We start from the raw sequence: 23,824 nt of genomic DNA, 5'->3' as shown, positions 1-23,824 counted from the left end.
TGCCGGTTCTCAGACCGCAGGGCGGTGTGCGTCACGCGCCGAACGTGCGCTGCCACCAGCCGCGACGGGGCGTTTCAGCGCTGTCGCCGTCGGCTTGCGCCGGCGCGTCAGCGTCCGTGACCGTGTCGGCGGCATCCGCGACCAGCGTCTCGCGCGCCTCGGTAGCGGCCTCGACGGTCTTGGGCTTGCGACGCGCGCGGGGCTTGGCGGCGGGCTTGGGAGCCTCTTCTGCCGCCTCCGTGCTTGCCTCGGCTGCCGGCTGGGCCTCACCCTCGGTCGCGGCGGGCGCTTCCGCAGCCTTGGTCGTCTTGCGACGCGTGCGGCGCTTGGGTGCCGGTGCCTCTTCGGCGGCCTCGGTCGGTGCTTCAGCAGCAGGCGCTTCGACGGTCGGGGTTTCGGCCAGTTCCGGCGAGACTTCGACCGTCACGGCTTCATCCGCGGCTTCGGCAGCCTTGCGGGTGCGGCGGCGGCGCTTGGGCGCAGGCGCTTCTTCCGCGTCGGCAGCAGGCTCGGGCGATGCGGGCTCGGCCGTCTCCTGCACTGCCTCGGCAGCGTCCGCCGATTCGACCGGCGCGACGCCTGCGGCGTCGTCCGTCTCGCCTTCGTTGGCTTCGGCACCATGGTCTGCACCGTCGCTCTGTCCGCCCCGCCGGCGACGACCACCCCGGCGACCACGGCGGCCGCGGCGCGGTGCCTCGTCAGACCCTTCGGCCTCGCTCGATTCGGACGGGCCGGCATCGGCCTGCTCGTCATCGCGCTCATCGGCATCGGCCTGCGCGTCATCATCCTCGTCGGACGCAGCGCCATCGCTGTCCTGCGGCGACTGGTCGTCCCGGTCACGCCGGCCACGGCGACCACGACGGCGACGCTTGCGCTTGCGTCCCTCGCCACCTTCGTCGTCTGCGCGAGGCTGGCGCTCTTCAGCGACCTCTTCCTCTTCCTCGACGTCCTCGATCTCGTCCTCTTCGTCCTCCACCTCTTCGGTGATGACGGGGGCATAACTGACCTGCATGGTCGGGCGCGGGCCACTAGCCTCGACCGACATGCGGGCGCCCTCGATCTCGCCATCGGGCAGGATGAGGATGGTCACGCCATAGCGGTTCTCGATCTCATCGAGTTCGCGGCGCTTGTTGTTGAGCACGTAGAAGGCCGCTTCCTGGCTGGCGCGCAGGGTGATCTGGCTCCCGCGACCGCGCGCGGCTTCCTCTTCCAGCATGCGCAGGGCCGAGAGGCCCGCCGAGGATGCCGTGCGGACGAGACCGGTGCCCTCGCAATGGGGGCAGGGCCGGGTCGAGGCTTCCAGCACGCCGGTGCGCAGGCGCTGGCGGCTCATTTCCATGAGGCCGAAGCCGGAGATGCGGCCGACCTGGATGCGGGCGCGATCGTCCTTGAGCGCCTCCTTCATCGCCTTCTCGACCTTACGGATGTTGGAGTTGTGCTCCATGTCGATGAAGTCGATGACGACGAGGCCGGCCATGTCGCGCAGGCGCAGCTGGCGGGCGATCTCGCGCGCAGCTTCCAGATTGGTGGCCGTGGCGGTCTGCTCGATACTGTGCTCGCGCGTCGAGCGGCCCGAGTTGATATCGATGGAGACCAGCGCCTCGGTCGGGTTGATGACCAGATAGCCGCCGGACTTGAGCTGCACGACCGGATTATACATCGCGGCGAGCTGGTCCTCGACCCCGAAGCGCTGGAACAGCGAGACCGGATCGGCATATTGCTTCACGCGCCGGGCATGGCTCGGCATCAGCAGCTTCATGAAGTCCTTCGCCTGGCGATAGCCTTCATCGCCCTCGACGATCACTTCCTCGATATCGCGGTGGTAGATATCGCGGATCGCGCGCTTGATGAGGTCGCTGTCATTGTGGATCAGCTCCGGCGCGGCGGCCCTGAGCGTGTTTTCGCGAATCTCGTCCCACAGGCGGGCGAGATAGTCGAAGTCGCGCTTGATCTCGGTCTTGGTGCGCGAGAGGCCCGCCGTGCGCACGATGCAGCCCATGGTGTTGGGCAGCTTCATCTCGGCGATGATGGACTTCAACCGCTTGCGATCCGCACCATTGCTGATCTTGCGCGAGATGCCGCCGCCATGGCTGGTGTTGGGCATCAGCACGCAATAGCGGCCGGCGAGGCTGAGATAGGTGGTCAGCGCCGCGCCCTTGTTGCCGCGCTCTTCCTTCACGATCTGGACGAGCAGCACCTGGCGGCGCTTGATGACGTCCTGAATCTTGTAGCGACGGCGCAGGGCCATGCGCTTGCGGCGCACTTCTTCTGCGGCCTGCTCATTGCCCTTGCCGTTCTGCTTGCGGGCCGGCGCTTCGCCTTCGCTCTCTTCGTCTTCGTCGAGATTCGGGCGCTCGACGACTTCTACGCCGTCCTCGCCATGATCATCCTCGTCGTCGACATCGCCGCGCAGGGCAGCCTCTTCGGCGGCATGTGCGGCTTCTTCAGCCAGAAGCGCCTCACGGTCCTCGCGGGGGATCTGGTAATAATCCGGGTGGATTTCCGAAAAGGCGAGGAAGCCGTGGCGATTGCCACCGTAATCGACGAACGCCGCCTGCAGCGAGGGTTCGACTCTGGTAACCTTGGCGAGATAGATATTGCCCTTGAGCTGCTTGTGTTCAGCGCTCTCGAAATCAAACTCCTCGATCCGGTTCCCCGTTACGACCGCGACCCGGGTCTCTTCCCGGTGGCGCGCATCGATCAGCATACGCATTGTCATTAAAGTCTCTCCAGCCGGTCATCGCCATGCGCCGCAAGCGGGGATGGCGACCCGGTGTCATGTAGGGGGGCGCGCTCTTGCGTGTCGTGTCGACACGGCAGCGGCGCTGAAAACCCCGGTTTTCAAAAAAGGATTGCGTGTCTGTCGCCTGGGCATGTCCGCGTCCTGCGGATACCGGCTTGAACAGTGCTCGCGGCTGAAGGCCCGCTTTCGCGCGCTCCAAGCTCATCAAGCCATGCCCCATGCAACATCAACCTGTCGGATCGCCCAGAAGGCGATGATTAACCGGAAAAATCCCCACCGCGCGCCAGTCGGGCACAGCGGGTTGTCCGGGAGAACGAAGCGCTAGCAGGGCTTGCTCCGCAGAGCAACGTGGAAAAGCAGAAGGCCCCGCGCTGCCCGACCAAGCCAGGCTGCTTACCAGCGCGGTGGCACCCTGCACGCAAGAGCCTTGCCGGCCGGTTAACTTTTGGCTGGCGCTGGCGCCGCATGGACGGCAAAAGTCGCCCTCCATGGCCCTGTTGACCGCATTTTCTGCTCTTGTGCTGACCCTTGCCGCGCCGTTGGACGAGGGGCTGGCGCCTGTGGTTTGGGCGCCTGCGTCCGGCGCTGGTGACCTCACAAACCATATGAGCCGGCCGCCCAAGGGCCCGCGCCTTGTCGTGCGTATTCCCGATGCCGCGCCGGCCGTGCCCCTGCCAACGATCGAAGGGCCGAAAGACCCGCGCCGCCCGCTGGTGGTGATCGACGCCGGCCATGGCGGGCACGATCCCGGCGCCTACAATGCCAGCCTCGATATTCGCGAGAAAGATCTGACGCTGGCCATCGCTCAGGCCGTGCGGGACGAACTGCTCAAGACCGGCCGCATCCGCGTTGCGCTGACCCGGTCGGACGATCGCTTCCTCATCCTGCAGGAGCGCTACAGCATTGCCAGCAAGCTGGGCGCCGGGCTGTTCATTTCGATTCACGCGGACGCCGCGCAGGACGGGGAGGCGCGCGGCGCGACTGTCTACACCCTGTCCGACGTCGCGTCCGATCGCGAGGCGGCGCGGCTGGCGGCGCGCGAGAACCGCACGGATATCATCAATGGCGTCGACCTCTCGGGCGCCAGCACGGCGGTCAGCTCGATCCTGATCGATCTGACGCGGCGGGACACGATGGAATCCTCGGCGCGCTTTGCCGAGATCCTGCATCGCGAGGGGCTGCCGCATTTCCGCTTCCGCACGCCTTATCACCGGCAGGCCTCGCTGGTGGTGCTCAAATCGGCCGATACGCCCTCGGTGCTGCTGGAAACCGGCTATGTCAGCAACAATGCCGAGGCCGGCTGGATGGCGACGCGCGATGGGCGGTTGCAACTGGCCAAGGGCGTTGCCGCCGCCGTCTCGGTCTATTTCGCGCGGCAATCGGCGCAGCGCTGAATTCCAGATTTGCGCGCACCCTGCCGCAAAATCGGTTCCCTCACGCGGCAGAATTGGTCTAGGTGGCGCGCATGGAAGAAGCGACAAACGAAGCGACGAGCTTCCGGTTGCAGCGGGGCGGGCGTCTTGACGCCGTGCGCGCGCGCCTGCGCGACATGATGAAGCGGCGGCGCTGGCGCTGGCTGGCTTATGCGCTGCTGGCCTTCATTGGCGCGATTTTCCTCTTCTGGCTGCTGTTCGCACGCGATCTGCCCGATGCGCGCACGCTGCTCGATTACCAGCCGCCGCTGCCGACGGTGGTGCGCGATATCGATGGCCAGCCCGTCTACAGCTTCGCCCGCGAGCGTCGCGTCCAGCTGCAATATTCCGATTTCCCGCCGATGCTAGTGAATGCCTATCTGGCTGCGGAAGACCGGACGTTCTTCAGTCATCACGGCCTCGATTATCCGGGTCTTGCCCGCGCCGCATTCCAGGGCCTGATGAGCGGGCAGACGCCGCGTGGCACCTCCACGATCACCCAGCAGGTCGCCAAGAACCTGCTGGTCGGCAATGAGGTGAGCTATACGCGCAAGCTCAAGGAAGCGATCCTCGCCTGGCGCATGGAAAGCGTGCTGACCAAGCAGCAGATCCTCGAACTTTACCTCAACCAGATCTTCCTTGGCCGCAACGCTTATGGCGTACAGGCCGCGGCGCGCGCCTATTTCGACAAGGATGTCGGCGATCTCAAGCTGCATGAGGCGGCCTATCTCGCGATCCTGCCCAAAGGGCCGGCGAACTATCGGCCCGAAGTCCACATGGATCGCGCGCTCGAACGGCGGAACTGGGTGCTTGGCGAGATGCTGCGCAACCGCTTCATCACGCAGGGCCAGTATGAGGAAGCGCGGGCGCAGCCGCTCGGCGCGGTGCGGCAGCGCGGCAGCGGCTACAGTGCTGTGGGCGGCTATTATATCGAGGAAATCCGGCGTCGCCTGATCGCCGAGTTTGGCGAAGCTGCCGAGCATGGCCCCAACAGCGTCTATGCAGGCGGCCTGTGGGTGCGTTCGCCGCTCTCGCCTTTCATGCAGGAGCAGGCGGCGCGGGCGCTGCGCGAGGGCCTGCTGCGTTATGATTCGGGCAAGGGCTGGTCCGGACCGATCGCGAAAATCGACAATCTGGATCGCTGGGAAAGCGAGCTTGCTGCCTCCAATCTTGGCATTGATTATGCGGACTGGACCGTGGCGGTGGTGCTGGACAAGTCCGGCAGCAGTGCCTCGCTCGGCCTGCCCGGTGGCCAGACCGGCACATTGCCGCGCGCGTCGGCCTTGCTGGCGGACCGGCGCAATGGCCGGCCGACCTTCGATTCGCTCAAGCCCGGCGACGTCATTGCGGTGAAGCCGGAAGGCAATGCCTATGCGCTGCGCAACGTTCCCGGCGTCTCGGGCGGCTTCATGATCGAGGGCGTCCACACCGGCCGCGTCTTCGCCATGCAGGGCGGGTTCGATGCGCGCCTGTCTTCCTACAACCGGGTGACGCAGGCGATGCGACAGCCCGGCTCGACCATCAAGCCGTTCGTTTATGCCGCCGCGCTCGACAATGGCATGACGCCCGCCTCGATCATCGTCGATGGCCCCTTCTGCGTGTGGCAGGGCGCCAATCTCGGGCAGAAGTGCTTCCGCAACTTCTCCGGCGGGGGCGGTGGCGCGCAGACGATGCGCTGGGGCATCGAGCAATCGCGCAACCTGATGACGGTGCGCACGGCGGCGCAGACCGGCATGGATCGCGTCGTCCGCACCATCAAGGCGATGGGCATTGGCGATTACCAGCCCTATCTCGCCTTCGCGCTCGGCGCCGGCGAGACGACGGTCGAGAAGATGGTCAATGCCTATGCGATGCTCGCCAATCACGGCCGCCAGCTCACCCCCAAGGTGATGGATTATGTGCAGGACCGGAACGGCCAGGTGATCTGGCCGCGCAAATGGAAACCCTGCCAGGGCTGCAATGCCGATGACTGGAACGGCAAGGCCATGCCGCGCTTCGCCCATGGCGGGCGGCAAGCGATGAACCCGATGACCGCCTATCAGATGGTGCACATCACCGAAGGCGTGATCCAGCGCGGCACCGCGACCAGCCTGCGCGATCTCGATCGGCCGCTGTTCGGCAAGACCGGCACCACCAACGGCCCGACCAACGTCTGGTTCGTGGGCGGATCGCCGGACATCGTCGCCGGCGTCTATGTCGGCTTCGACCAGCCCCGTAACATGGGCGGCTATGCCCAGGGCGGCACGCTGGCGGCGCCGATCTGGAAGTCCGCCATGGCGCCCATTCTCAAGGATATGCCCAAGACGCCGTTCGTGGCGCCGGCAGGCGTCCGCATGGTGCGGGTCGACCGGCGCAGCGGCAAGCGCGTCTACGGCGGCTGGCCGTCGGACGATCCGCGGACCGCGATCATCTGGGAGGCGTTCAAGCCGGAAACCGAGCCGCGTATTTCCATGCGGCGCGATGAGCTGGAAGAGCGCGCGCGCGAGGACAAGCCCGCCGCGGCCCGCCGCGATGTGAGCCGCGATTTCGCCGGGGAGCAGGGCGGCATCTATTGAGCCGCGGGCCCGGCGACCTATATCGCGTGTCTGGCCCGTTACTTGTCCCGTCCTCGTGCGCCGCGTTCACGCGATGCTCAGCCTTGATGGGTTAGACAGGTCGCCTGTCATGGAGGACCCGTCTTGAAGCGCTGGTTGATCGGCCGCCTGCCGACCCGCGAAAGCCTGCTGTCGAATCGGTGGATGAAGCCGTTCGCGCACCGCATCGCGCACCCGCTGCTCTGGCATTTCAACCGGCGGTCGACAGCACGCGGGGTCGCGCTGGGTCTGTTCGCGGGCTTCCTGATTCCCTTCGGGCAGACGCCGGTTGCGGCCATGCTGGCATTTTCCGCACGGGCCAACATATTGACCGCCGCGTGCGCAACGCTGGTCACAAACCCGCTCACCTTCCCGCCCATTTATTTCGCGGCGTACAAGCTGGGGCATGGCGTGCTGGGCGACCGGCTTTCGGCAAGCGGCGATACGATGATTCGCTCCATCGGCGCGCGCGCGCTGGATTTTGCGGCGCCCACCGCGCTCGGGCTTCTGCTGTTCGCCATTGTGGCATCGATCCTGGGCTTTTGCCTCGTCCACCTCGGCTGGCGCGGCTGGGTGGCCCATCGTTGGCGGCAGCGCAGCCGCGCGCGGCAGGGCGATTCCGCCGCATCCGATCCGCGCGATCAGTCGTTGATCTGAGAGCAACTTTCCGCCCGCTGTGCCAAGGCCGGCCTTCTCGCCCCTTGACCGGGGGGAAGCGGCGTCGCATCGGGCTGCATTCGGCCCACCATCTGGCCACGGACTTGACGGAGATTTCTCATGCGTGCCGAAGCGCAGGCCCATGTCGACCACATTCAGGCAGCGCTGGATTTGCTGCGCCGGTTCCTCGACTGGGATCGCGCGCTGCGCCGCCTGGATGAGCTGAACGCGCGCGTGGAGGATCCCACGCTGTGGGATGATCCCAAGGCAGCACAGGACGTCATGCGCGAGCGCCAGCGGCTCGACGCAGCCATCAACGCCACCCGCGCCATCGAATCCGAGATGAACGATACCGTCGAGCTGATCGACATGGCGGATGCCGAGGGCGACGAGGAGATGGCCAATGAAGGCATTGCCGGCCTCGCCGCGCTGGCCGAGCGGGCGGATCGTGACAAGGTGACGGCGCTGCTCTCCGGCGAGGCGGACGGCAACGACACCTATCTGGAAATCCATGCCGGCGCCGGCGGCACCGAGAGCCAGGACTGGGCCGAAATGCTGCTGCGCATGTACCAGCGCTGGGCCGAGAAGCGTGGCTACAAGGTCGAGATGATCGAGTATCAGGCGGGCGAACAGGCGGGCATCAAGTCCGCGACGCTGCTGCTCAAAGGCGAGAATGCCTATGGCTACGCCAAGACCGAGAGCGGCGTGCACCGGCTGGTGCGGATCAGCCCCTATGACAGCTCCGCCCGGCGCCACACGTCATTCAGCTCGGTCTGGGTCTATCCGGTGATCGACGATAATATCGAGATCGAGATCAAGGAAAGCGACCTCAAGATCGATACCTATCGCGCGTCCGGCGCGGGCGGTCAGCACGTCAACACCACCGATTCCGCGGTCCGCATCACCCACGTGCCGTCCGGCATCATCGTGGCGAGCCAGAATGACCGCTCCCAGCACAAGAACCGCGCCACCGCGATGAATATGCTCAAGGCGCGCCTCTATGAGGCGGAGCTGCAGAAGCGCGAGGCCGAAGCCAACACCGATTATCAGGCCAAGACCGAGATCGGCTGGGGCCACCAGATCCGCTCCTATGTGCTGCAGCCCTATCAGCTGGTGAAGGATCTGCGCACCGGCGTCACCTCCACCGCGCCCGATGACGTGCTGGACGGCGCGCTCGATCCGTTCATGGCGGCCGCGCTCAGCCAGAAGGTGACCGGGGAGAAGGTCGACGTCGAGGATGTCGACTGATGCTGGGCGGGCGGGATGCGCGGCGCTCTGCCGCGCTGGTCCTGCTGCTTGGCCCTGCCTTGCTTTCGGGCTGCGATTCGCTCGCGCCGGCGTCCAGTGGTCGGCCCGACACGGCCGAAGCCTTCCCCCGCGCCGACCGGCCGGTGGCGCCGATCATCTCGACGCGCTGGTCCACGGAAGAGGCGCGCGACCGGGTCAACGAGGCCGAGGAGATCATGGACCGCGCCGGCATCGCGCCGGGCATGACCGTAGCCGACATTGGCGCGGGTGAGGGATACTACACCGTGCGGCTCGCCACACGCGTGGGGCCGAGGGGCCGCGTGCTCGGGCAGGACATCATCGCCGAGGTGATCGACCAGCTCGGCCAGCGGGTGACCCGCGAGAATCGGGACAATGTCAGCGTCAAGCTCGGCACGCCGGACGATCCGCGCCTGCCGGAGCACAGCTTCGACCGAGTGCTGATGGTGCACATGTATCATGAGATCGCCGAGCCCTACGCCTTTCTCTGGCGGCTCTATCCCGCGCTCAAGTCCGGCGGGCAGGTGGTGGTCGTCGATATCGATCGCCCGACCGAGCATCATGGCACGCCGCCGGCACTGCTGCGCTGCGAGTTCGAAGCGATCGGCTTCCGCTTCGTCGGTATGGAAGGCCGGACAGCGGCGGGCGGCTATCTGGCGCGTTTCGAGCCCGGCGAACGCCGTGTCGAGCCGAGCGAAATCAGGCCGTGCCGCCTCGCGCGTCGTGGTCGCCCCGGATAGCCGGCGAGGCGATCAGCCCACCCGGCGCCCGGCCCAGATCACGCGACCGACGATATTGACGAGGGCGGGGTCGACATCCTCCCATGTCGGGTAGAGCGGGTTGTCGCTGCGGATCGAGAAGAGCCCGCGGCGGGGCGCGAGCGCGACGCGCTTGACCATCAGCACATCATCCATGCGCAGCACATAAATGCCATCGCGCAGCCGATCGATGCCATCGGCCCGATCGACCATGATGTCGTCGCCATCGCTGAGCGTCGGCGCCATCGATTCGCCATCCACGCGGATGATGGAGAGCTGATCGGGCTGGCCGCCCAGGGCCCTCAGCCAGCGCATGTCGAAGGCCAATGCACCGGCTGCCGCCTCATCCTCGACCAGCGCGCCGACACCGGCAGAAGCGCCGAGGGCGAGGCGAGGAACCGCGATGAGACCGCGCGGCAGGGACGCGCTGTGCCTCATCGGGGTTGGCGCCAGCGCTGAAGAGCCGCCGAGCAGCGCCTCCTCAACGCCGAAGAAGCGGGCGAGCAGCTGGCGATCGGCCTCGTCCAGCTTGCGGGGCGAGCCGCGCTTCACGAACTGCTGAATATAGGCCGGATTGCGACCGAGCAGGCGGGAAATGCTGCCATAGCTTTCCCCACGCTCTTGAATCAGCCGCTCCAGATTAGCTCTCGCATCGACGCTGTCCATTGCGGAACACTACACATAGGAATTTTCCTAGACAAGTAGGAAATAACTTTAGAACCTAGGGGTCTTCCTATTGTCGAGTCCAGTGAGGAGGTTCGGTTGGCGATGACGGTCCTGAGATCCATAGAGTTATTCCTGCGCCGTACAGGCATGGCGGCAACCCGTTTCGGTCGCGAATGCGTGCGCGATCCCCGCTTCGTGCATGATCTGCGTCGAGGGCGTGAACCCTCCGAACGCACGCGGCGCCGCGTAGAACATTTCATGAACATTTATGAGGAAGGTGCGCAATGAGAGCGCTGTTGAGATTCACGCCGGCTCGTTCGTCTGCCATGGCCAGCTCGTTGCCTCGCAAGGCCGCCCCAGCTCGCAGCACGCGGCGCGATTGTCACGGCCGTCTGCTGGCTGCTTTGCAGGCGCTGGCAGGCCAAGATTGTGCTGTGGAGGATGGCGGACAGCGCCCCTGGTGCAGCGCGACGTTCATCGGCGCGCAGCATCGGATCGTGCTGCACCTCCCCGGTACGGATGCGTGGGACAGGGCGACGGCGCTGACCAAGACGTTGCCGGACGCAGAGATCGCCCTCGTCCATCACATCGTCGTCGATCTGGCGGTCGATTCCGTGATGGATGGGCAGGATGGCGGGGTGGAGATGGTGCTGGCGGTCCTCACGATTGAGGACTGGTGACTGGCGTGCGGTGCGGCTTTGTCAGTGGCGGGACTGGATGGTCAGTGCGCGCAGGCGGGCGAGCGCCTCGCTCAGCGCGGCCTGCATCGCGGCGGAGTCCTCCTCCGTCGCATCGCTGGCGACGCGGATGGCTGCATCATCGCTTATCGGGCGGGCGCGGGGCCAGTGCGCGGCGGCCAGCTCGCTGACCTCCAGATCGCTAAGTGGCGCCGGCATGACCGCGCTGAACGACGCCCATGCGGGCAGCGCGTTGGTCTCGGTGACGAGCATGAGGGCTGGGCGGCGCGGCGTCGGCGCTGTCTCCGCCACATCCGGAGTGGCGGGCAGGTCGTCGTTCATGCGGAGGCGAGGCGCCGGCCTCGGGCTCCATGCGGAGGGTGCAGCCTGACCCTGAACCGATGCCTGCGCGCGACTCGTGCGGTCGAACAACCGCGCCAGCAAGCTCGTCACATCCGGCGCGGCCCATGTGAGGCCCGCCCGCATCGTTCTTGTCTGTCCCATGCCGCTTACCCCCTTTGCCTCGAATGGCCCTGCCGTAGCGGTAGCGCGCAGATGGTAAATGAAACGGTAACGACGCGATTTTCGCCGGCATTGACGGGTGCAGGCCGCCATGTCAGGCCGGGCGGGAGAGGAGAAACTGGTGTCCGTTCCCGAGAGCCTTCGCCGTGGTTTGCGTCTGCCCGTCATCGGCGCGCCGCTGTTCATCATCTCCAATCCCGATCTGGTGATCGCGCAGTGCAAGGCGGGCATCATCGGTGCCATGCCCTCGCTGAATGCCCGCGCGCCGGACCGGCTCGAGGACTGGCTGGAGCGCGTCGTCACCGAACTCGCGGCGCATGATGCCGCCCACCCCGAGGCGCCGGCCGCGCCCTTTGCCGTCAATCTCATCGTTCATCGCTCCAACCCGCGCCTGATGGAGGATCTCGCGATCTGCGCCCGCTTCAAGGTGCCGCTGATCATCACCTCGCTGGGCGCAAATGAGGAGGTGAATGCAGCGGTGAAGGCCTGGGGCGGCCTCGTCTTCCATGACGTCATCAATCAGCGCTTCGCTCACAAGGCGGTCGAAAAGGGGGCGGATGGCCTGATCCTGGTGGCGGCGGGCGCAGGCGGCCATGCCGGCAGCCAGTCGCCCTTCGCGCTGGTGGCGGAGACGCGGGCGTGGTTCGACGGGCCAATCGCCCTTTCCGGCGCCATCGCCACGGGCAGCGGCATCGCTGCCGCGCAGGCGATGGGCGCGGACTTTGCCTATATCGGCTCGGCCTTCATCGCCACGCAGGAAGCGCGGGCCAGCGCCGCCTACAAGCAGGGCATCGTGGACGGGCAGGCGGCGGACATCGTCTATTCGGATTACTTCACGGGCGTCTCCGGCAATTATCTGCGCGCGTCCATCCTCGCACAGGGGCTGGACCCGGACGCGCTACCCGCAAGCGATCCCTCGGCGATGGACTTCGCTGCGGCGACAGGCGCCAAGGCGTGGAAAGACATTTGGGGCGCAGGCCAAGGCATTGGCGCGGTCACCGATGTCGTGCCGGCCGCTGCGCTCATCGCGCGATTCGCCGCGGAATATGAGGATGCGCGCCGCCGCCTTTGCGCATCGTGAAGGCGCGCACGGTGCGCGGGCTGCACGGCGCGCCACGCGCCCGCCGGGCAAAACACGCCATGGGCCTTGATAATCGGCGACAAACCGGCCAATGGCCCGGCCATGGACAATAGTCGCATCTTTGAAGCGATCGCGCTGCGTCGCTGTCTTTCCGCCCGCTACAACAAGCTGGCGCTCGTGCTCGCGCCGCATGTGCTTTACAAGCGCAACGACAGCTACTTCATCGATGCCATCACCATTACCCGCGACGGCGCCGAGCCGCGCGAACCGAAGGTCGGCAGCTACAATCTGGCGGGCCTGAGCGAGCTGGACGTTCTTGAGACCACGTTCGATGTCCACCCGCTGTTCGACCGCATGGACCCGAAATATCGGGAAAACACGCTTTTCATGATCGACGCGGACTGAGTCTGGGTGGGGCGTACGCCCTGAAGACTTCCTCCCGTCCAGGCTCATCTGAATCGGATGACGCCGCAGCGCCCGCCATTTTTGGCTCCTCTGCATTCCAAGACGGCCCGAGATTTCTGCTGTTTGTAGCCTGTTCCTGTTTCAGAGCGGGCACAGGCTAGTCTTTGGGTTAACGCGCTGAGCAAACTCTGTACAAAATGGCATTTCGCGACCGTAGGTGGTGAGATAAACCGTCAGACCTTGGCGTATCGGCGCAGATGGCAAAATCTCGCGGGCGGCCCTCGATAGGATCTCGATACGAATGCTCCAGAATATGCCTGCGCGCGCTCAACATCTGGCCTCTGCCGATCTGGCCTTCCTGGCTGGCGGGGGCGAGTGCGCTGCGTTGATCAGGGACAGGGACTGGAGCGCCACGCCACTCGGTCCGATCGAAGACTGGGCGCCCTGCCTCAAATGCGCCGTTTCGCTGCTGCTTCGCTCGCAGGTGCCGATCGTGATGTTGTGGGGCGAGGAAGGCGTCATGCTTTATAACGACGCCTATTCCGGCTTCGCGGGCGGGCGCCACCCCGAGCTTCTGGGTTCCAATGTTCGGGAAGGATGGGGCGAGGTCGCCGACTTCAACGACAATGTCATGAAGGTCGGGCTGGCCGGCAAGACGCTCCATTATCGCGATCAGGAATTGACGCTGCACCGCCACGGCCGGCCCGAGCAGGTGTGGATGGACCTCGATTATTCGCCGGTGCTCGATGAGCAGGGCCAACCGGCGGGCGTCATCTGCATTCTCGCCGAAACGACCGAGCGCGTTGCGGCTGAGCGCAAGACCGAATTCCTGATGTCGCTGTCCGACGCGTTGCGCCCTTTGACCACGCCGGCCGACGTCATTGCCCTGACGGCGGAACGCCTTGGGGCGTATCTCTCGGCCAGCCGGGTGTTCTACGCGGAAATCACCGACGGCCGCATGACCGTCGAGCGCGATCATCATCGCGGTGTCGGGTCGATTGTTGGCGAACATTCGCTCGAAGCCTTCGGCCCGGACCTGCTGAACGCCTATCGCGTCGGCACGCCCGTGGTGGTGCGTGACGTGCAGGCTGACGCGCGCCTGAGCGCCGAGGCAAAGGCCGGCCTTGGCGCGCGCGAGGTCGGTGCCTTCGTGGACGTGGTGCTGTTCGAGGAAAAGCAGTGGGTGGGCCTGCTCGCGGTCCAAAATGCCGCGCCGCGCGTCTGGACGGCGGAGGAAGAAACGCTCGTTCAGGAGGTGGGCGAACGCGTCAAGGTCGCCGTGGAGCGCGCGCGCTCGGAGCGGGACCGCCTGTGGACCTTGTCGCAGGATATGCTCGCGCGCGCCGATTTCACCGGCATGATGTCGGCCGTGAGCCCGGCCTGGACGCAGGTGCTGGGCTGGACGGAAGCCGAGCTGCTTACCCGCGGTTACGCGACCTTCATGCATCCCGAAGACATGCCACCGACGCTGGAAGCCATTGAGCGCATGGCGCAAACCGGGGAGCCGACGCGGTTCGAGAACCGCATTGCGACGCGCGATGGCGGCTGGAAGCATATCGAGTGGACCGTCGCGCCGGAGCCCGATGGCGTGAACTTCGTCGCGGTCGGCCGTGACCTCAGCGAAACCAAGGCTCGTAATGCGGAACTCGAAGCGGCGCGGGAGGCGCTGCGGCAGAGCCAGAAGATGGAAGCCATCGGCCAGCTGACCGGCGGCGTCGCGCATGATTTCAACAATCTGCTGATGGCCATCACGAGCAGTCTCTCGTTGCTCGGCAAGCGGATCCCCGATGACCCCATGTCGAAGCGACTCCTCGACAATGCCCAGCAGGGCGCCGAGCGCGGCGCCGCATTGACCCAGCGGATGCTGGCCTTTGCGCGGCGGCAGGACCTCTCGCCCGAACCGGTCAACGTCTCCTCGCTGCTCGACGGGCTCAAGGAACTGGCGCAGCGGACGCTGGGGCCGCTCTGGCCGCTCGAATTTCACGGCGTTGCGGACGGCCCCTTCATCGTCGCCGATCCCAACCAGATCGAGATGGCGCTGCTCAACCTGCTGGTGAATGCGCGGGATGCCTCACCCGATGGCGGCACGATCAGGATCGAGACGGATACCAAGCGGATCGCGCCGGGCGAATCGGCCGAACTCGCGCCGGGCAGCTATGTGCGCATTCTGGTCATAGACCAGGGCACGGGGATGGATGCCGAGACGCTGGCGCGGGCGACCGAGCCATTCTTCACCACCAAGGGGGTCGGCAAGGGGACGGGCCTTGGCCTGTCGATGATCCATGGCCTTGTGCGCCAGCTCGGAGGCACCTTTACCCTGACGAGCGCACCCGGCATCGGGACGACGGCGGCGCTCTGGTTCCCCGTCTCCAGCGACGACGCCAACCGGCCCGCACGGGAGGCGGAGCCGGCGCTGTCTGCGGACGGCAAGGTTCGCCCGCTCAAAATTCTCGCCGTGGACGATGATCCGCTCATCCTGATGAACACGGCAGCGTTCCTGGAAGACCTCGGCCATCAGGTGTGGGAGGCCGATTGCGCGGCCGATGCTCTCAAGATCTTGCGGGACAATCCGGGCATCGACCTGCTCGTCACCGATCAGGCCATGCCGAACATGACCGGCGTGCAGCTTGCCATGCAGCTGATGGCGGAGGACGTCCGCCTGCCGATCATCCTCGCCACTGGCTATGGCGAGGTGCCGACGGATAGCGGCCTCAACGTCCTCAAGTTGGGCAAGCCGTTCTCGCAGGGTGAGCTGAAGGCGGCCATCGCCCGCGCCATGGCGGAAGTCCGGCAGGCTCTGTAAGCGCCGGAATCAGCGCTCAGGATGAATGCGGCCGCGCCCGGTCGATCGGGCCGCTGTCGAGCAAGGGCGCTGCGTCGATATGTTCGGCGTCCATCAACATGGCGAGACGCTCGGTCGCGGCGAGGACCATCGCCTGTTCCCAGACGGGCAGAGCTGAAAAGCGCTCGGTAAAGGTCGCCTGAAGGGGATCGGGCGCTTCTGCGAGAGCCGTTTCTCCCGCCGCCAGAACATGCAGATGGAACTGCCGCTTGTCGCGTTCGCTGCGCTCCCGCTGAACAAAGCCCAAGGCGACAAGGCGGTCGACGATCGCCGTGATGGTGGCCTGGCTGAACTGCAGCGATTGGGCAATCGCGCTTGGCGTAGGGGAGGGGGCGGCGGCGATCTCCCGCAGCACCAGCAGTTGCGAGGGCGTGAGGCCGGTGGCCGTGGCGAGCTGGCGGCTGCCGATCTCCGTGGCGCGGAGAATCCGCCGCAAGGCGCGCAAAGTGGATGAAGCAATATCGAGGCTCATGCCGTGTCGATAGCGCAAGGCGCGCCCCACGCCAATTCGCCGGAACGACGGGAGCGGGCGGGCATATGCTTTATCAGATGAACTAAAATTTGCCTCTTCCTGTTGAAGTGAGCGAGATAAGTGCCATATATGGCGCCGAACGACGCTCTGCACAGCGTCGCGTCTCAGAAAAGATAATTCGGGAGATAAACAATCTTTGATCGACAAGCTACAGCGGCTCTTGAGCCGCCAAGGGCTTCTGCGCACTTTTTAGATCGCGAGGGGCGATCTATCTCGCTTCGAAAGCCTGCCGCCACGGACGGGCCTGCCGTCAGTGCCCTGATTGCCGCATCACCGCCGCTGGATGCGAACTCCGCCTATTGCAACCTGCTCCAGTGCACCGATTTCGCCGATAGCTGTGCCGCCGCGGAATGCGATGGCGCACTGGTGGGCTGGGTGTCTGGCTATCGCGTGCCGCAATCGCCCGAGACGTTGTTCGTCTGGCAGGTGGCCATCGCCGCCTCCATGCGGGGCCATGGCCTCGCAGGCCGGATGATCGAGGCCTTGCTGGCGCGCCCGCAGCAGCATGGCGTGACTCACGTCACGACCACGATCACGCAGGACAACCGCGCATCCTGGGCGCTGTTCGAAGGACTGGCGCGGCGGTGGAACGCCCCCATCGAGAAGACCGCGCGCTTTGAGCGCGAGCCACATTTTGCTGGAGCGCACGCCACCGAGTGGCAGGCGCGCCTCGGCCCGCTGCCTCATCTGGCAGCCGCAACACAAGAAGGAACGCTGACAGCATGACCGCCAACATCTTGCCCCACCCCACGGCTCGCAAACCCGACACCGCCATTTACGAGCGGCGGGAATCCGGCGTGCGCAGCTATGCACGCTCCATGCCGCGTCAGTTCAACCGCGCGCAGGGCGTCTGGATGCACGACAATCAGGGCGGCCGCTATCTCGACTTCCTCTCGGGCTGCTCGACGCTCAACTACGGCCATAATCATCCGGTGCTCAAAAGCGCGCTGGTCGATTATATCGCCAGCGACGGCATCACCCATGGCCTAGACCTCCACACCGATGCGAAGGCGGATTTTCTCGCCGCGCTGGAAGAGGTTATCCTGCGCCCCCGCGGACTGGATTATCGGGCCATGTTCACCGGGCCGACCGGTACCAATGCGGTCGAGGCTGCGATCAAGCTGGCCCGCAAGATCACCGGTCGCGAGATGGTGATCGCGTTCACCAACGGCTTCCATGGCATGACGCTGGGCGCGCTGGCCTGCACCGGCAATGCCGCCAAGCGCGGTGGCGCCGGCGTGCCGCTGAGCCATGTCGCGCATGAGCCCTATGATGGCTATCATGGGCCGGACGTCGACACGGCCGAGCTGCTGGAACGCCGCCTGTCTGATCCCTCGAGCGGTCTCGATGCGCCTGCCGCCATTCTGGTGGAAACGGTGCAGGGCGAAGGCGGGCTCAATGTCGCGTCGGCGGAATGGCTCCGCAAGATCGCGGCGATTGCCAAGCGCCATGGCGCGCTGCTGATTATCGACGATATTCAGGCGGGCTGCGGCCGCACCGGCAACTTCTTCAGCTTCGAGGGCATGGGCTTCACGCCGGACATCGTGACGATGGCGAAGTCGCTCTCCGGCATGGGCCTGCCCTTTGCGCTCACTTTGTTCAGCCCCGCGCTCGATCAATGGTCGCCGGGCGAGCATAATGGCACCTTCCGGGGCAACAACCATGCCTTCGTGACCGCCACCGCCGCGCTTCGCCATTTCTGGAGCGACGACACATTCCAGCAGGACATCGCCCGTCGCGGCGCGCTGCTGAAGCGGCGGCTGGAGGCGATGGCCGCCGAACATGGCCTCTCCACCCGCGGTCGCGGCATGATGCGCGGCATCGATGTCGGCTCGGGCGAGGTCGCCGAAACCATCACCGCCGCCTGCTTTGCGCAGGGGCTCATCATCGAAACCAGCGGTGCGCATGACGAGATCGTGAAGGTGCTCGCGCCTCTCGTGATCGAGGACGACGTGCTGTCGGCCGGCCTCGACATTCTCGAGGAGAGCATCCGGTCCGCGCTGAGCGTCCCTTATGGCGTCGCCGCAGAGTAAGAGGAGATACGCATTATGATCGTTCGCAAGCTGCAGGACATCCGCAAGACGGACCGCAACGTGAAGTCCAAGGGCTGGGAGAGCGCACGCCTCCTCCTGAAGGACGACGATATGGGCTTTTCCTTCCACGTCACCACCATGCACGCGGGTGAGGAACTGCACATGCATTACCAGAACCATCTGGAGGCGGTGCTGGTCCTCAAGGGCACCGGCACCATCGAGGATCTGGGCACCGGCATGACGCACAAGCTCTCGCCCGGCGTCATGTACGCCCTCAACGACCATGACCGGCACATCGTGCGCCCGGAGACGGACATATTGTGTGCCTGCACCTTCAATCCGCCGGTGACCGGCAAGGAAGTCCATGACGAACATGGTGCCTATCCCGCCGACACCAGCGCCCCGCGCGACCCCGCGCTCGCCGACTGAACCACCTTTTCAACCATTAGAAGGGGGAGAAGCATGCAAGACCTCTACCCATCCCGCCACGACAGCGTGGCGGCCTTTTCGCCGCGCCTCGACCCCGTCGTTCATAGCGACTGGAGCGAGGACGCACCCATCAGCCGCGCACAGGCCGAGCGCTTCGACCGCGACGGCTATCTGGTGCTGGAAGACCTGTTTTCCGACGAGGAAGTCGCGTTCCTACAGCGTCACGCCGGCAAGCTGCTGGCCGATCCCGATGCGCTGGAAGAAGAAACGGTGATCAGCGAGCCGGGCAGCCGTGAGATCCGCTCCATCTTCCGCATCCACGCGCAAAGTCCGGTGCTCGGGCGGCTGGCCGCCGATGCGCGCCTGGCCGAGGTCGCCCGCTTCCTGCTGAGCGACGAGGTGTACATCCACCAGTCCCGGCTCAACTATAAGCCCGGTTTTCGCGGCAAGGAATTCTACTGGCACAGCGATTTCGAGACGTGGCATGTGGAAGACGGGATGCCGCGCATGCGCGCCCTGTCGATGTCCGTGCTGTTGGCCGAAAACACGCCGCATAATGGCCCGCTGATGCTGATCCCCGGATCGCATCGCCAGTTCCTCACCTGCGTCGGTGAAACGCCGCAGGACCATTATCGCCAGTCTCTCAAGAAGCAGGAATATGGCGTGCCGGACGAGGACAATCTCGCCGAGCTGGCCGACACGTTCGGCATCGTCGCGCCGACCGGCAAGCCCGGATCCGTGGTGATCTTCGACTGCAACATCATGCATGGGTCGAATGGCAACATCACGCCCTTCCCGCGCGCCAATGCCTTTCTGGTCTACAATGCCGTCTGCAACCGACTGGTCGCGCCGTTCGGCGTCGAGACGCCGCGCCCGGCGTTCATTGCCGCGCGAGGCGAGCCGCAGGCGATCACGCCTGTGAAGGGACCGTTGATGGAGGAGGCGCTGGCATGAGCCATAGTGTGGAAAAGATCGGCGGTACATCCATGGCCGCCACAACGACTTTGTTCGACAATGTGCTGATCGCCGGCCGCAAGGGCGCCGATCTCTACAACCGCATCTTCGTCGTCTCGGCCTATGCCGGCATGACCGACCTGCTGCTGGAGCACAAGAAGAGCGGCGATCCGGGGGTCTATGCCCGCTTCGTCGCGGATGACGATGCCGATGGCTGGCGCCACGCCATGGATGCGGTGCGCGATGCGATGAAGACGCGCAACGCCGGGATGTTCGTGCGCGAAGAAAGCCTCGCCGAAGCGGATGCCTTTGTCGAGATGCGGATTGCCACCGTCGCTGCCTGCCTCGAGGATCTGGCGCGGCTGCGCAGTCACGGCCGCTTCTGCCTCAAGGAGCAGCTGGTGACGGTGCGCGAGCTGCTCGCTGGCCTCGGCGAGGCGCACAGCGCGCATTCGACGGCGCTGCTGCTGCGCGACCGGGGCGTCAACGCCGCGTTCGTCGATCTCACCTTGTGGGACCAGCAGGACATGCGCGAACTGGATGAGCGCATCCTGCAGGCCTTCGCGTCCATCGATCTCAGCAACACGCTGCCGATCGTGACCGGCTATGCCGGATGCAGCGAGGGCATGGTGCGGCTCTATGCCCGTGGCTATTCGGAAATGACCTTCTCGCGCATCGCGGTGCTGACCGGCGCACGCGAAGCGGTCATCCACAAGGAATTCCACCTTTCGAGCGCCGACCCGCGCCTCGTCGGGACGGACAAGGCCCGCAAGATCGGTCGCACCAATTATGACGTGGCCGATCAGCTCGCCAATCTGGGCATGGAGGCCATTCACCCCGGCGCCGGGCGGGGCTTACGTCAGACGGAGATCCCGCTGCGCGTGCGCAATACTTTCGATCGGGAGGATGGCGGCACGCTCATCTGCGGCAAATATGTCTCCGATACGCCGCGCGTTGAAATCGTGACCGGCGTGCGCCAGGCGCAGGCCCTGCAGTTCTTCGAGCAGGATATGGTCGGCGTGAAGGGCTATGACGCCGCGATCCTCGAGGCGTTGACCTGCCATGGCGCGTGGATCGTCAGCAAGGCCTCCAACGCTAACACCATCACCCATTATCTCTCGACGGACGCCCCCACGGTGAAGCGCGTGATCGCTGATCTGCAGGGGCGCTACCCGGATGCGGCGATCTCCGCCCAGCCGGTGGCGATCGTCTCGGTGATCGGCAGCGACATTTCGCGGGCGGGGCTGCTGGCCGATGCCTTGCGGTCGCTCGCGGATGAAGGCGTGCCGATCATCGCGATGCAGCACCAGATCCGCAACGTGGATGTGCAGTTCGTCGTCGCGGTCGAGGATTATGACACGGCAGTCGGCGCCTTGCACCGTGCCCTGGTGGAAGATGACGCGGCCATGTCAGAGGACCGGCGCGCGGCGTGATCCGCGCGCTGCTCCACCCTTGATGCTCGCCGCGATCCAGCCCGTCCGCAGCCTCCTGCTCGCCATCTTCATGCTGATGGCGGGCAGTGGCTTTTTGTCGACACTGATCAGCCTGCGGCTGGAGCGGGCAGGCGCGGGCACGATGGTGATCGGCGTGGTGGCCACGGCCTATTTCGCCGGGCTGGTCGTCGGCGCGCTGCGGGCCGGTGAGATCGTCCGGCGGGTGGGGCATATCCGCGCCTTTGCGGTGTTCGTCTCGCTGCTCTCGGCGAGCACGCTTTCTTATGCCCTGATCCAGTCCGCGCCGTTCTGGGCAGGCCTGCGCCTGATCGACGGCCTGTGCGTGGCCGGGGTCTTCATCTGCCTCGAAAGCTGGCTCAACGACCGGGCGGAGATGGAGACGCGCGGCAGCATCCTCGCGGCTTATATGGTCGCGCTCTATCTGGGGCAGGCAGTGGGCCAGCTGCTGCTCGGTGCCAGTGGTACGCTGCCGGCCGCCCCGTTTCTGCTCGCGTCCATTCTCATCTCGCTGGCGATCATTCCGCTCTGCCTCACCCGCAGCAGCGCGCCGGCGCCGGTCGATGCAGAGGCCTTCACGATACGAGGACTCTACGCAGCCTCGCCGCTGGGCACGGTCGGTGCGGTGGCGACCGGCCTGATGCTCGGCGCCTTTTACGGCATGGCAGCAGTCCATGTACGGCGGCTGGGGCTGGACCTGAGCGCCACGGCCACCTTCATGATGATCGTGATCCTCGGCGGCGTGGCCCTGCAATGGCCGCTTGGCCGCCTGTCCGACCGGCTGGATCGGCGGCGCGTGATCGTCGGCTGCTTCACGGCGACGCTGGTCGTCAGCCTGATGCTCGCCATGCTGGCATCGCGAGGGCTCGACCTGTTGGTCCTGGGCGCTCTGTTTGGCGGGCTGAGCTTCGCGCTGTATCCGCTCTGCGTCGCGCACTGCAACGACCGGTTGCTGGCGACCGAGCGCGTCGCGGCGAGCGGGCGGCTGGTGCTGCTCTACTCGGCCGGGGCTGCCGCCGGTCCCCTGGGGGCGGCACTGCTGATGAGCGCGGCGCCCGTGGGCGGCCTGTTCTTCTTCATCGCGCTGTGCGCGGGCCTGACGCTCGCTTTCGGCCTCTGGCGGCAGGCATCGACGCCGCCTGTGCCGGCGCCCGACCAGCAGGATTTCCAGATCGTCCCGCGCACCACCCCCATGGCCTCGCTGCTGGACCCCAACACTGTCGATGGACACACCGAATGACCGCATCCCCCCTGCCAGCCTCCCCCGACCAACCGGTCGAGACTGCCACGCTGCGCCGCGCGATCGCGGCCTCGGCATTGGGCAATGCCACCGAATGGTTCGATTACGGCATCTATGCCTATGGGGTGACCTATATCTCGGCTGCGCTCTTCCCGGGCGATCTGGATGATGCGGTGCTGTTCGCGCTCGCGACCTTCGCCATCTCCTTTCTGGTGCGTCCGCTCGGCGGGCTGTTCTGGGGACCGCTGGGTGACCGGCTGGGGCGCAAGTCGGTCCTCGCATTCACCATTCTGCTGATGTCGGGCGCCACGCTCGCGGTCGGGCTTATCCCGTCCTATGCCAGCATCGGCCTCTGGGCGCCCGCGCTGCTCATCCTGCTGCGGATGGTGCAGGGCTTCTCGACGGGCGGCGAATATGGCGGCGCGGCAACCTTCATGGCGGAATATGCGCCCGACAAAAGGCGCGGCTTTTACGGCAGCTTTCTCGAATTCGGCACGCTGGCCGGCTTCTCCTTCGGCGCGATCCTCATGCTGAGCTTCTCGATGCTGCTCGGGGAGGCGCAAATGTATGAATGGGGCTGGCGCATTCCGTTCCTGGTGGCGGGGCCGATGGGACTTGTCGGCATGTATTTGCGCTCGCGCATGGAGGACACGCCGGTCTTCCGCGCCCATGAGAGCGAAGCGCGGCCTTCGGTTTCGCTCCGCCAGCTCATGCACAGCCACTGGCGCCCGATGCTGGTCGTGGGCGGACTGGTCGTCGCGCTCAATGTCGTCAACTATACGCTGCTCAGCTACATGCCGACCTATCTCGAGCGGCGCATCGGCCTCACCGCGCAACATGCGCTGATCGTCCCGATTGTCGGCATGCTGTTCATGATGCTGTTCCTGCCCTTCGCCGGTTCGCTCTCGGACCGGATCGGCCGCAAGCCAATGTGGCGCTTCTCGCTCATTGGCCTGCTGGTTTGCGTGGTGCCGCTTTATCTGCTCATGGGCACGGGCTTCCTCGGCGCCACGATTGCATTCGTTTTGCTCGGCCTCCTCTATGTGCCCCAGCTGGCGACAATTTCGGCGACATTCCCGGCGCTTTTCCCGACCGCCGCGCGCTTCGCCGGCTTCGCCATCGCCTATAATGTCTCCACCTCCATCTTCGGTGGCACGGCGCCGGCCATCGGCAGCGGCCTGATCACACTGACGGGGAACGAGCTGATGCCGGCCTTCTATATGATGCTGGCTTGTCTGGTCGGGCTGGTTGCCTTGCGCTTCATGCCGGAAACGGCAGGCCGCTCGCTTCACGAAGATGTTTTTGCTCGCGGTGACCGCCCCGGGAGGCCGACGCGCCACTGACCATTCTCGAATCGAGAACGCACCGCCAAAGCTACATGGCCTTCTGAACTGGCCCTCTCGCGCGTACCGCAGATCCTATCGCGCTCAGCCCCGACGGGAATCGTGTCGAACCCAGCTCTACTGGTTCGAATCTTCGGTCTGGCGATGCGCAATAAGAGCTTGAGCAGGGAGAGGATCAGATGAAAGCTATCAGCGCAGCCCGTTCGCGGTTCCATTTGGGCGTTTGCATTGCGGCAATGG

General features: G+C 65.7%; 21 protein-coding genes. 17 read left to right on the top strand and 4 right to left on the bottom strand.

Annotated elements, in window-relative coordinates; genetic code table 11:
- Positions 1-31 precede the first annotated feature (31 nt).
- Complete coding sequence (locus M2333_RS12345; protein WP_264611964.1) at positions 32-2,719, bottom strand: Rne/Rng family ribonuclease; 2,688 nt, start codon at positions 2,717-2,719, stop codon at positions 32-34.
- 512 nt (positions 2,720-3,231) lie between these two features.
- Between M2333_RS12345 and M2333_RS12340 the strand changes: the two genes are divergently transcribed.
- From M2333_RS12340 to M2333_RS12320, 5 genes are all read left to right on the top strand, one after another.
- Positions 3,232-4,137, top strand: coding sequence for an N-acetylmuramoyl-L-alanine amidase family protein (locus M2333_RS12340; protein ID WP_413716492.1), 906 nt, complete (start codon positions 3,232-3,234; stop codon positions 4,135-4,137).
- Positions 4,138-4,208: 71 nt separating this feature from the next.
- Complete coding sequence (locus M2333_RS12335) at positions 4,209-6,710, top strand: penicillin-binding protein 1A (protein ID WP_264611963.1); 2,502 nt, start codon at positions 4,209-4,211, stop codon at positions 6,708-6,710.
- Between the two features lie 123 nt (positions 6,711-6,833).
- The gene (locus tag M2333_RS12330) at positions 6,834-7,385 is read left to right on the top strand and encodes a DUF2062 domain-containing protein (protein WP_264611962.1); all 552 of its coding nucleotides are present in this window, start codon (positions 6,834-6,836) and stop codon (positions 7,383-7,385) included.
- A 120-nt stretch (positions 7,386-7,505) separates the two neighbouring features.
- Positions 7,506-8,633 carry a peptide chain release factor 2 gene (gene prfB, locus M2333_RS12325; protein WP_181560842.1) on the top strand — a complete coding sequence of 376 codons (1,128 nt, stop codon included), beginning with the start codon at positions 7,506-7,508 and terminating at the stop codon, positions 8,631-8,633.
- Positions 8,633-9,391, top strand: a complete 759-nt coding sequence (locus M2333_RS12320) for a class I SAM-dependent methyltransferase (RefSeq protein ID WP_264611961.1) — start codon at positions 8,633-8,635, stop codon at positions 9,389-9,391. The genes prfB and M2333_RS12320 overlap by 1 nt, the downstream gene beginning before the upstream one ends.
- Positions 9,392-9,403: 12 nt before the next feature.
- On the opposite strand, the gene M2333_RS12315 is transcribed toward M2333_RS12320, so the two are convergent.
- Positions 9,404-10,075, bottom strand: a complete 672-nt coding sequence (locus M2333_RS12315; protein ID WP_264611960.1) for a helix-turn-helix transcriptional regulator — start codon at positions 10,073-10,075, stop codon at positions 9,404-9,406.
- A gap of 102 nt (positions 10,076-10,177) precedes the next feature.
- Here M2333_RS12315 and M2333_RS12310 point away from each other — a divergent pair, with 102 nt between their 5' ends.
- Complete coding sequence (locus M2333_RS12310) at positions 10,178-10,363, top strand: hypothetical protein (protein WP_181561545.1); 186 nt, start codon at positions 10,178-10,180, stop codon at positions 10,361-10,363.
- 8 nt (positions 10,364-10,371) lie between these two features.
- On the top strand, positions 10,372-10,755 hold the full coding sequence (locus M2333_RS12305; RefSeq protein ID WP_264611959.1) for a hypothetical protein: 384 nt from the start codon (positions 10,372-10,374) through the stop codon (positions 10,753-10,755).
- A 21-nt stretch (positions 10,756-10,776) separates the two neighbouring features.
- On the opposite strand, the gene M2333_RS12300 is transcribed toward M2333_RS12305, so the two are convergent.
- Positions 10,777-11,256, bottom strand: coding sequence for a hypothetical protein (locus tag M2333_RS12300; protein WP_264611958.1), 480 nt, complete (start codon positions 11,254-11,256; stop codon positions 10,777-10,779).
- Between the two features lie 139 nt (positions 11,257-11,395).
- On the opposite strand from M2333_RS12300, the gene M2333_RS12295 reads away from it, so the two are divergent.
- The 3 genes from M2333_RS12295 to M2333_RS12285 all read left to right on the top strand — a co-directional run bounded on the left by M2333_RS12295 (position 11,396) and on the right by M2333_RS12285 (position 15,563).
- Positions 11,396-12,355: an NAD(P)H-dependent flavin oxidoreductase gene (locus M2333_RS12295; protein ID WP_264586338.1), complete on the top strand. Its 960-nt coding sequence runs from the start codon at positions 11,396-11,398 to the stop codon at positions 12,353-12,355.
- Between the two features lie 102 nt (positions 12,356-12,457).
- The gene (locus M2333_RS12290) at positions 12,458-12,760 is read left to right on the top strand and encodes a hypothetical protein (RefSeq protein WP_181560836.1); all 303 of its coding nucleotides are present in this window, start codon (positions 12,458-12,460) and stop codon (positions 12,758-12,760) included.
- A 313-nt stretch (positions 12,761-13,073) separates the two neighbouring features.
- Positions 13,074-15,563, top strand: a complete 2,490-nt coding sequence (locus M2333_RS12285) for a PAS domain S-box protein (RefSeq protein WP_264611957.1) — start codon at positions 13,074-13,076, stop codon at positions 15,561-15,563.
- 16 nt (positions 15,564-15,579) lie between these two features.
- On the opposite strand, the gene M2333_RS12280 is transcribed toward M2333_RS12285, so the two are convergent.
- The gene (locus tag M2333_RS12280; RefSeq protein WP_264611956.1) at positions 15,580-16,074 is read right to left on the bottom strand and encodes a MarR family winged helix-turn-helix transcriptional regulator; all 495 of its coding nucleotides are present in this window, start codon (positions 16,072-16,074) and stop codon (positions 15,580-15,582) included.
- 270 nt (positions 16,075-16,344) lie between these two features.
- Between M2333_RS12280 and ectA the strand changes: the two genes are divergently transcribed.
- Genes ectA through M2333_RS12245 form a run of 7 tightly spaced genes read left to right on the top strand, consistent with a single transcriptional unit; the run spans position 16,345 to position 23,584 of the window.
- The gene (ectA, locus tag M2333_RS12275) at positions 16,345-16,860 is read left to right on the top strand and encodes a diaminobutyrate acetyltransferase (RefSeq protein WP_264612620.1); all 516 of its coding nucleotides are present in this window, start codon (positions 16,345-16,347) and stop codon (positions 16,858-16,860) included.
- Entirely contained in the window at positions 16,857-18,167 is a 1,311-nt protein-coding gene (gene ectB / locus M2333_RS12270) for a diaminobutyrate--2-oxoglutarate transaminase (protein WP_264611955.1), read from the top strand. Before ectA ends, ectB begins: the two co-directional genes overlap by 4 nt.
- Before the next feature lie 15 nt (positions 18,168-18,182).
- Complete coding sequence (locus M2333_RS12265; RefSeq protein WP_264611954.1) at positions 18,183-18,596, top strand: ectoine synthase; 414 nt, start codon at positions 18,183-18,185, stop codon at positions 18,594-18,596.
- Between the two features lie 33 nt (positions 18,597-18,629).
- Positions 18,630-19,550 carry an ectoine hydroxylase gene (thpD, locus tag M2333_RS12260; protein ID WP_264611953.1) on the top strand — a complete coding sequence of 307 codons (921 nt, stop codon included), beginning with the start codon at positions 18,630-18,632 and terminating at the stop codon, positions 19,548-19,550.
- Positions 19,547-20,983 (top strand): aspartate kinase, encoded by a 1,437-nt coding sequence (locus tag M2333_RS12255; protein ID WP_264611952.1) that lies wholly within the window; start codon positions 19,547-19,549, stop codon positions 20,981-20,983. The genes thpD and M2333_RS12255 overlap by 4 nt, the downstream gene beginning before the upstream one ends.
- Positions 20,984-21,005: 22 nt before the next feature.
- Positions 21,006-22,241, top strand: a complete 1,236-nt coding sequence (locus M2333_RS12250; protein ID WP_264611951.1) for an MFS transporter — start codon at positions 21,006-21,008, stop codon at positions 22,239-22,241.
- A complete protein-coding gene (locus M2333_RS12245; protein WP_264611950.1) occupies positions 22,238-23,584 on the top strand; it encodes an MFS transporter in 1,347 nt (448 codons plus the stop codon). Before M2333_RS12250 ends, M2333_RS12245 begins: the two co-directional genes overlap by 4 nt.
- The last annotated feature ends 240 nt before the right edge of the window (positions 23,585-23,824 follow it).

Origin of the sequence: Sphingobium sp. B11D3B (assembly GCF_025961735.1) — a bacterium.
Lineage (GTDB): Bacteria > Pseudomonadota > Alphaproteobacteria > Sphingomonadales > Sphingomonadaceae > Sphingobium.
Note: the sequence above shows the minus strand (reverse complement) of the source record. Positions and strands in the feature narration are given on the sequence as shown.

Excerpts from the sequence above, each read along its gene's own strand:
- M2333_RS12345 (WP_264611964.1), bottom strand. The coding sequence starts at position 2,719 with ATGACAATGCGTATGCTGATCGATGCGCGCCACCGGGAAGAGACCCGG.
- M2333_RS12340 (WP_413716492.1), top strand. The coding sequence starts at position 3,232 with ATGGCCCTGTTGACCGCATTTTCTGCTCTTGTGCTGACCCTTGCCGCG.
- M2333_RS12335 (WP_264611963.1), top strand. The coding sequence starts at position 4,209 with ATGGAAGAAGCGACAAACGAAGCGACGAGCTTCCGGTTGCAGCGGGGC.
- prfB (WP_181560842.1), top strand. The coding sequence starts at position 7,506 with ATGCGTGCCGAAGCGCAGGCCCATGTCGACCACATTCAGGCAGCGCTG.
- M2333_RS12320 (WP_264611961.1), top strand. The coding sequence starts at position 8,633 with ATGCTGGGCGGGCGGGATGCGCGGCGCTCTGCCGCGCTGGTCCTGCTG.
- M2333_RS12315 (WP_264611960.1), bottom strand. The coding sequence starts at position 10,075 with ATGGACAGCGTCGATGCGAGAGCTAATCTGGAGCGGCTGATTCAAGAG.
- M2333_RS12310 (WP_181561545.1), top strand. The coding sequence starts at position 10,178 with ATGACGGTCCTGAGATCCATAGAGTTATTCCTGCGCCGTACAGGCATG.
- M2333_RS12300 (WP_264611958.1), bottom strand. The coding sequence starts at position 11,256 with ATGGGACAGACAAGAACGATGCGGGCGGGCCTCACATGGGCCGCGCCG.
- M2333_RS12290 (WP_181560836.1), top strand. The coding sequence starts at position 12,458 with ATGGACAATAGTCGCATCTTTGAAGCGATCGCGCTGCGTCGCTGTCTT.
- M2333_RS12285 (WP_264611957.1), top strand. The coding sequence starts at position 13,074 with ATGCCTGCGCGCGCTCAACATCTGGCCTCTGCCGATCTGGCCTTCCTG.
- M2333_RS12280 (WP_264611956.1), bottom strand. The coding sequence starts at position 16,074 with ATGAGCCTCGATATTGCTTCATCCACTTTGCGCGCCTTGCGGCGGATT.
- ectB (WP_264611955.1), top strand. The coding sequence starts at position 16,857 with ATGACCGCCAACATCTTGCCCCACCCCACGGCTCGCAAACCCGACACC.
- M2333_RS12265 (WP_264611954.1), top strand. The coding sequence starts at position 18,183 with ATGATCGTTCGCAAGCTGCAGGACATCCGCAAGACGGACCGCAACGTG.
- thpD (WP_264611953.1), top strand. The coding sequence starts at position 18,630 with ATGCAAGACCTCTACCCATCCCGCCACGACAGCGTGGCGGCCTTTTCG.
- M2333_RS12255 (WP_264611952.1), top strand. The coding sequence starts at position 19,547 with ATGAGCCATAGTGTGGAAAAGATCGGCGGTACATCCATGGCCGCCACA.
- M2333_RS12250 (WP_264611951.1), top strand. The coding sequence starts at position 21,006 with ATGCTCGCCGCGATCCAGCCCGTCCGCAGCCTCCTGCTCGCCATCTTC.
- M2333_RS12245 (WP_264611950.1), top strand. The coding sequence starts at position 22,238 with ATGACCGCATCCCCCCTGCCAGCCTCCCCCGACCAACCGGTCGAGACT.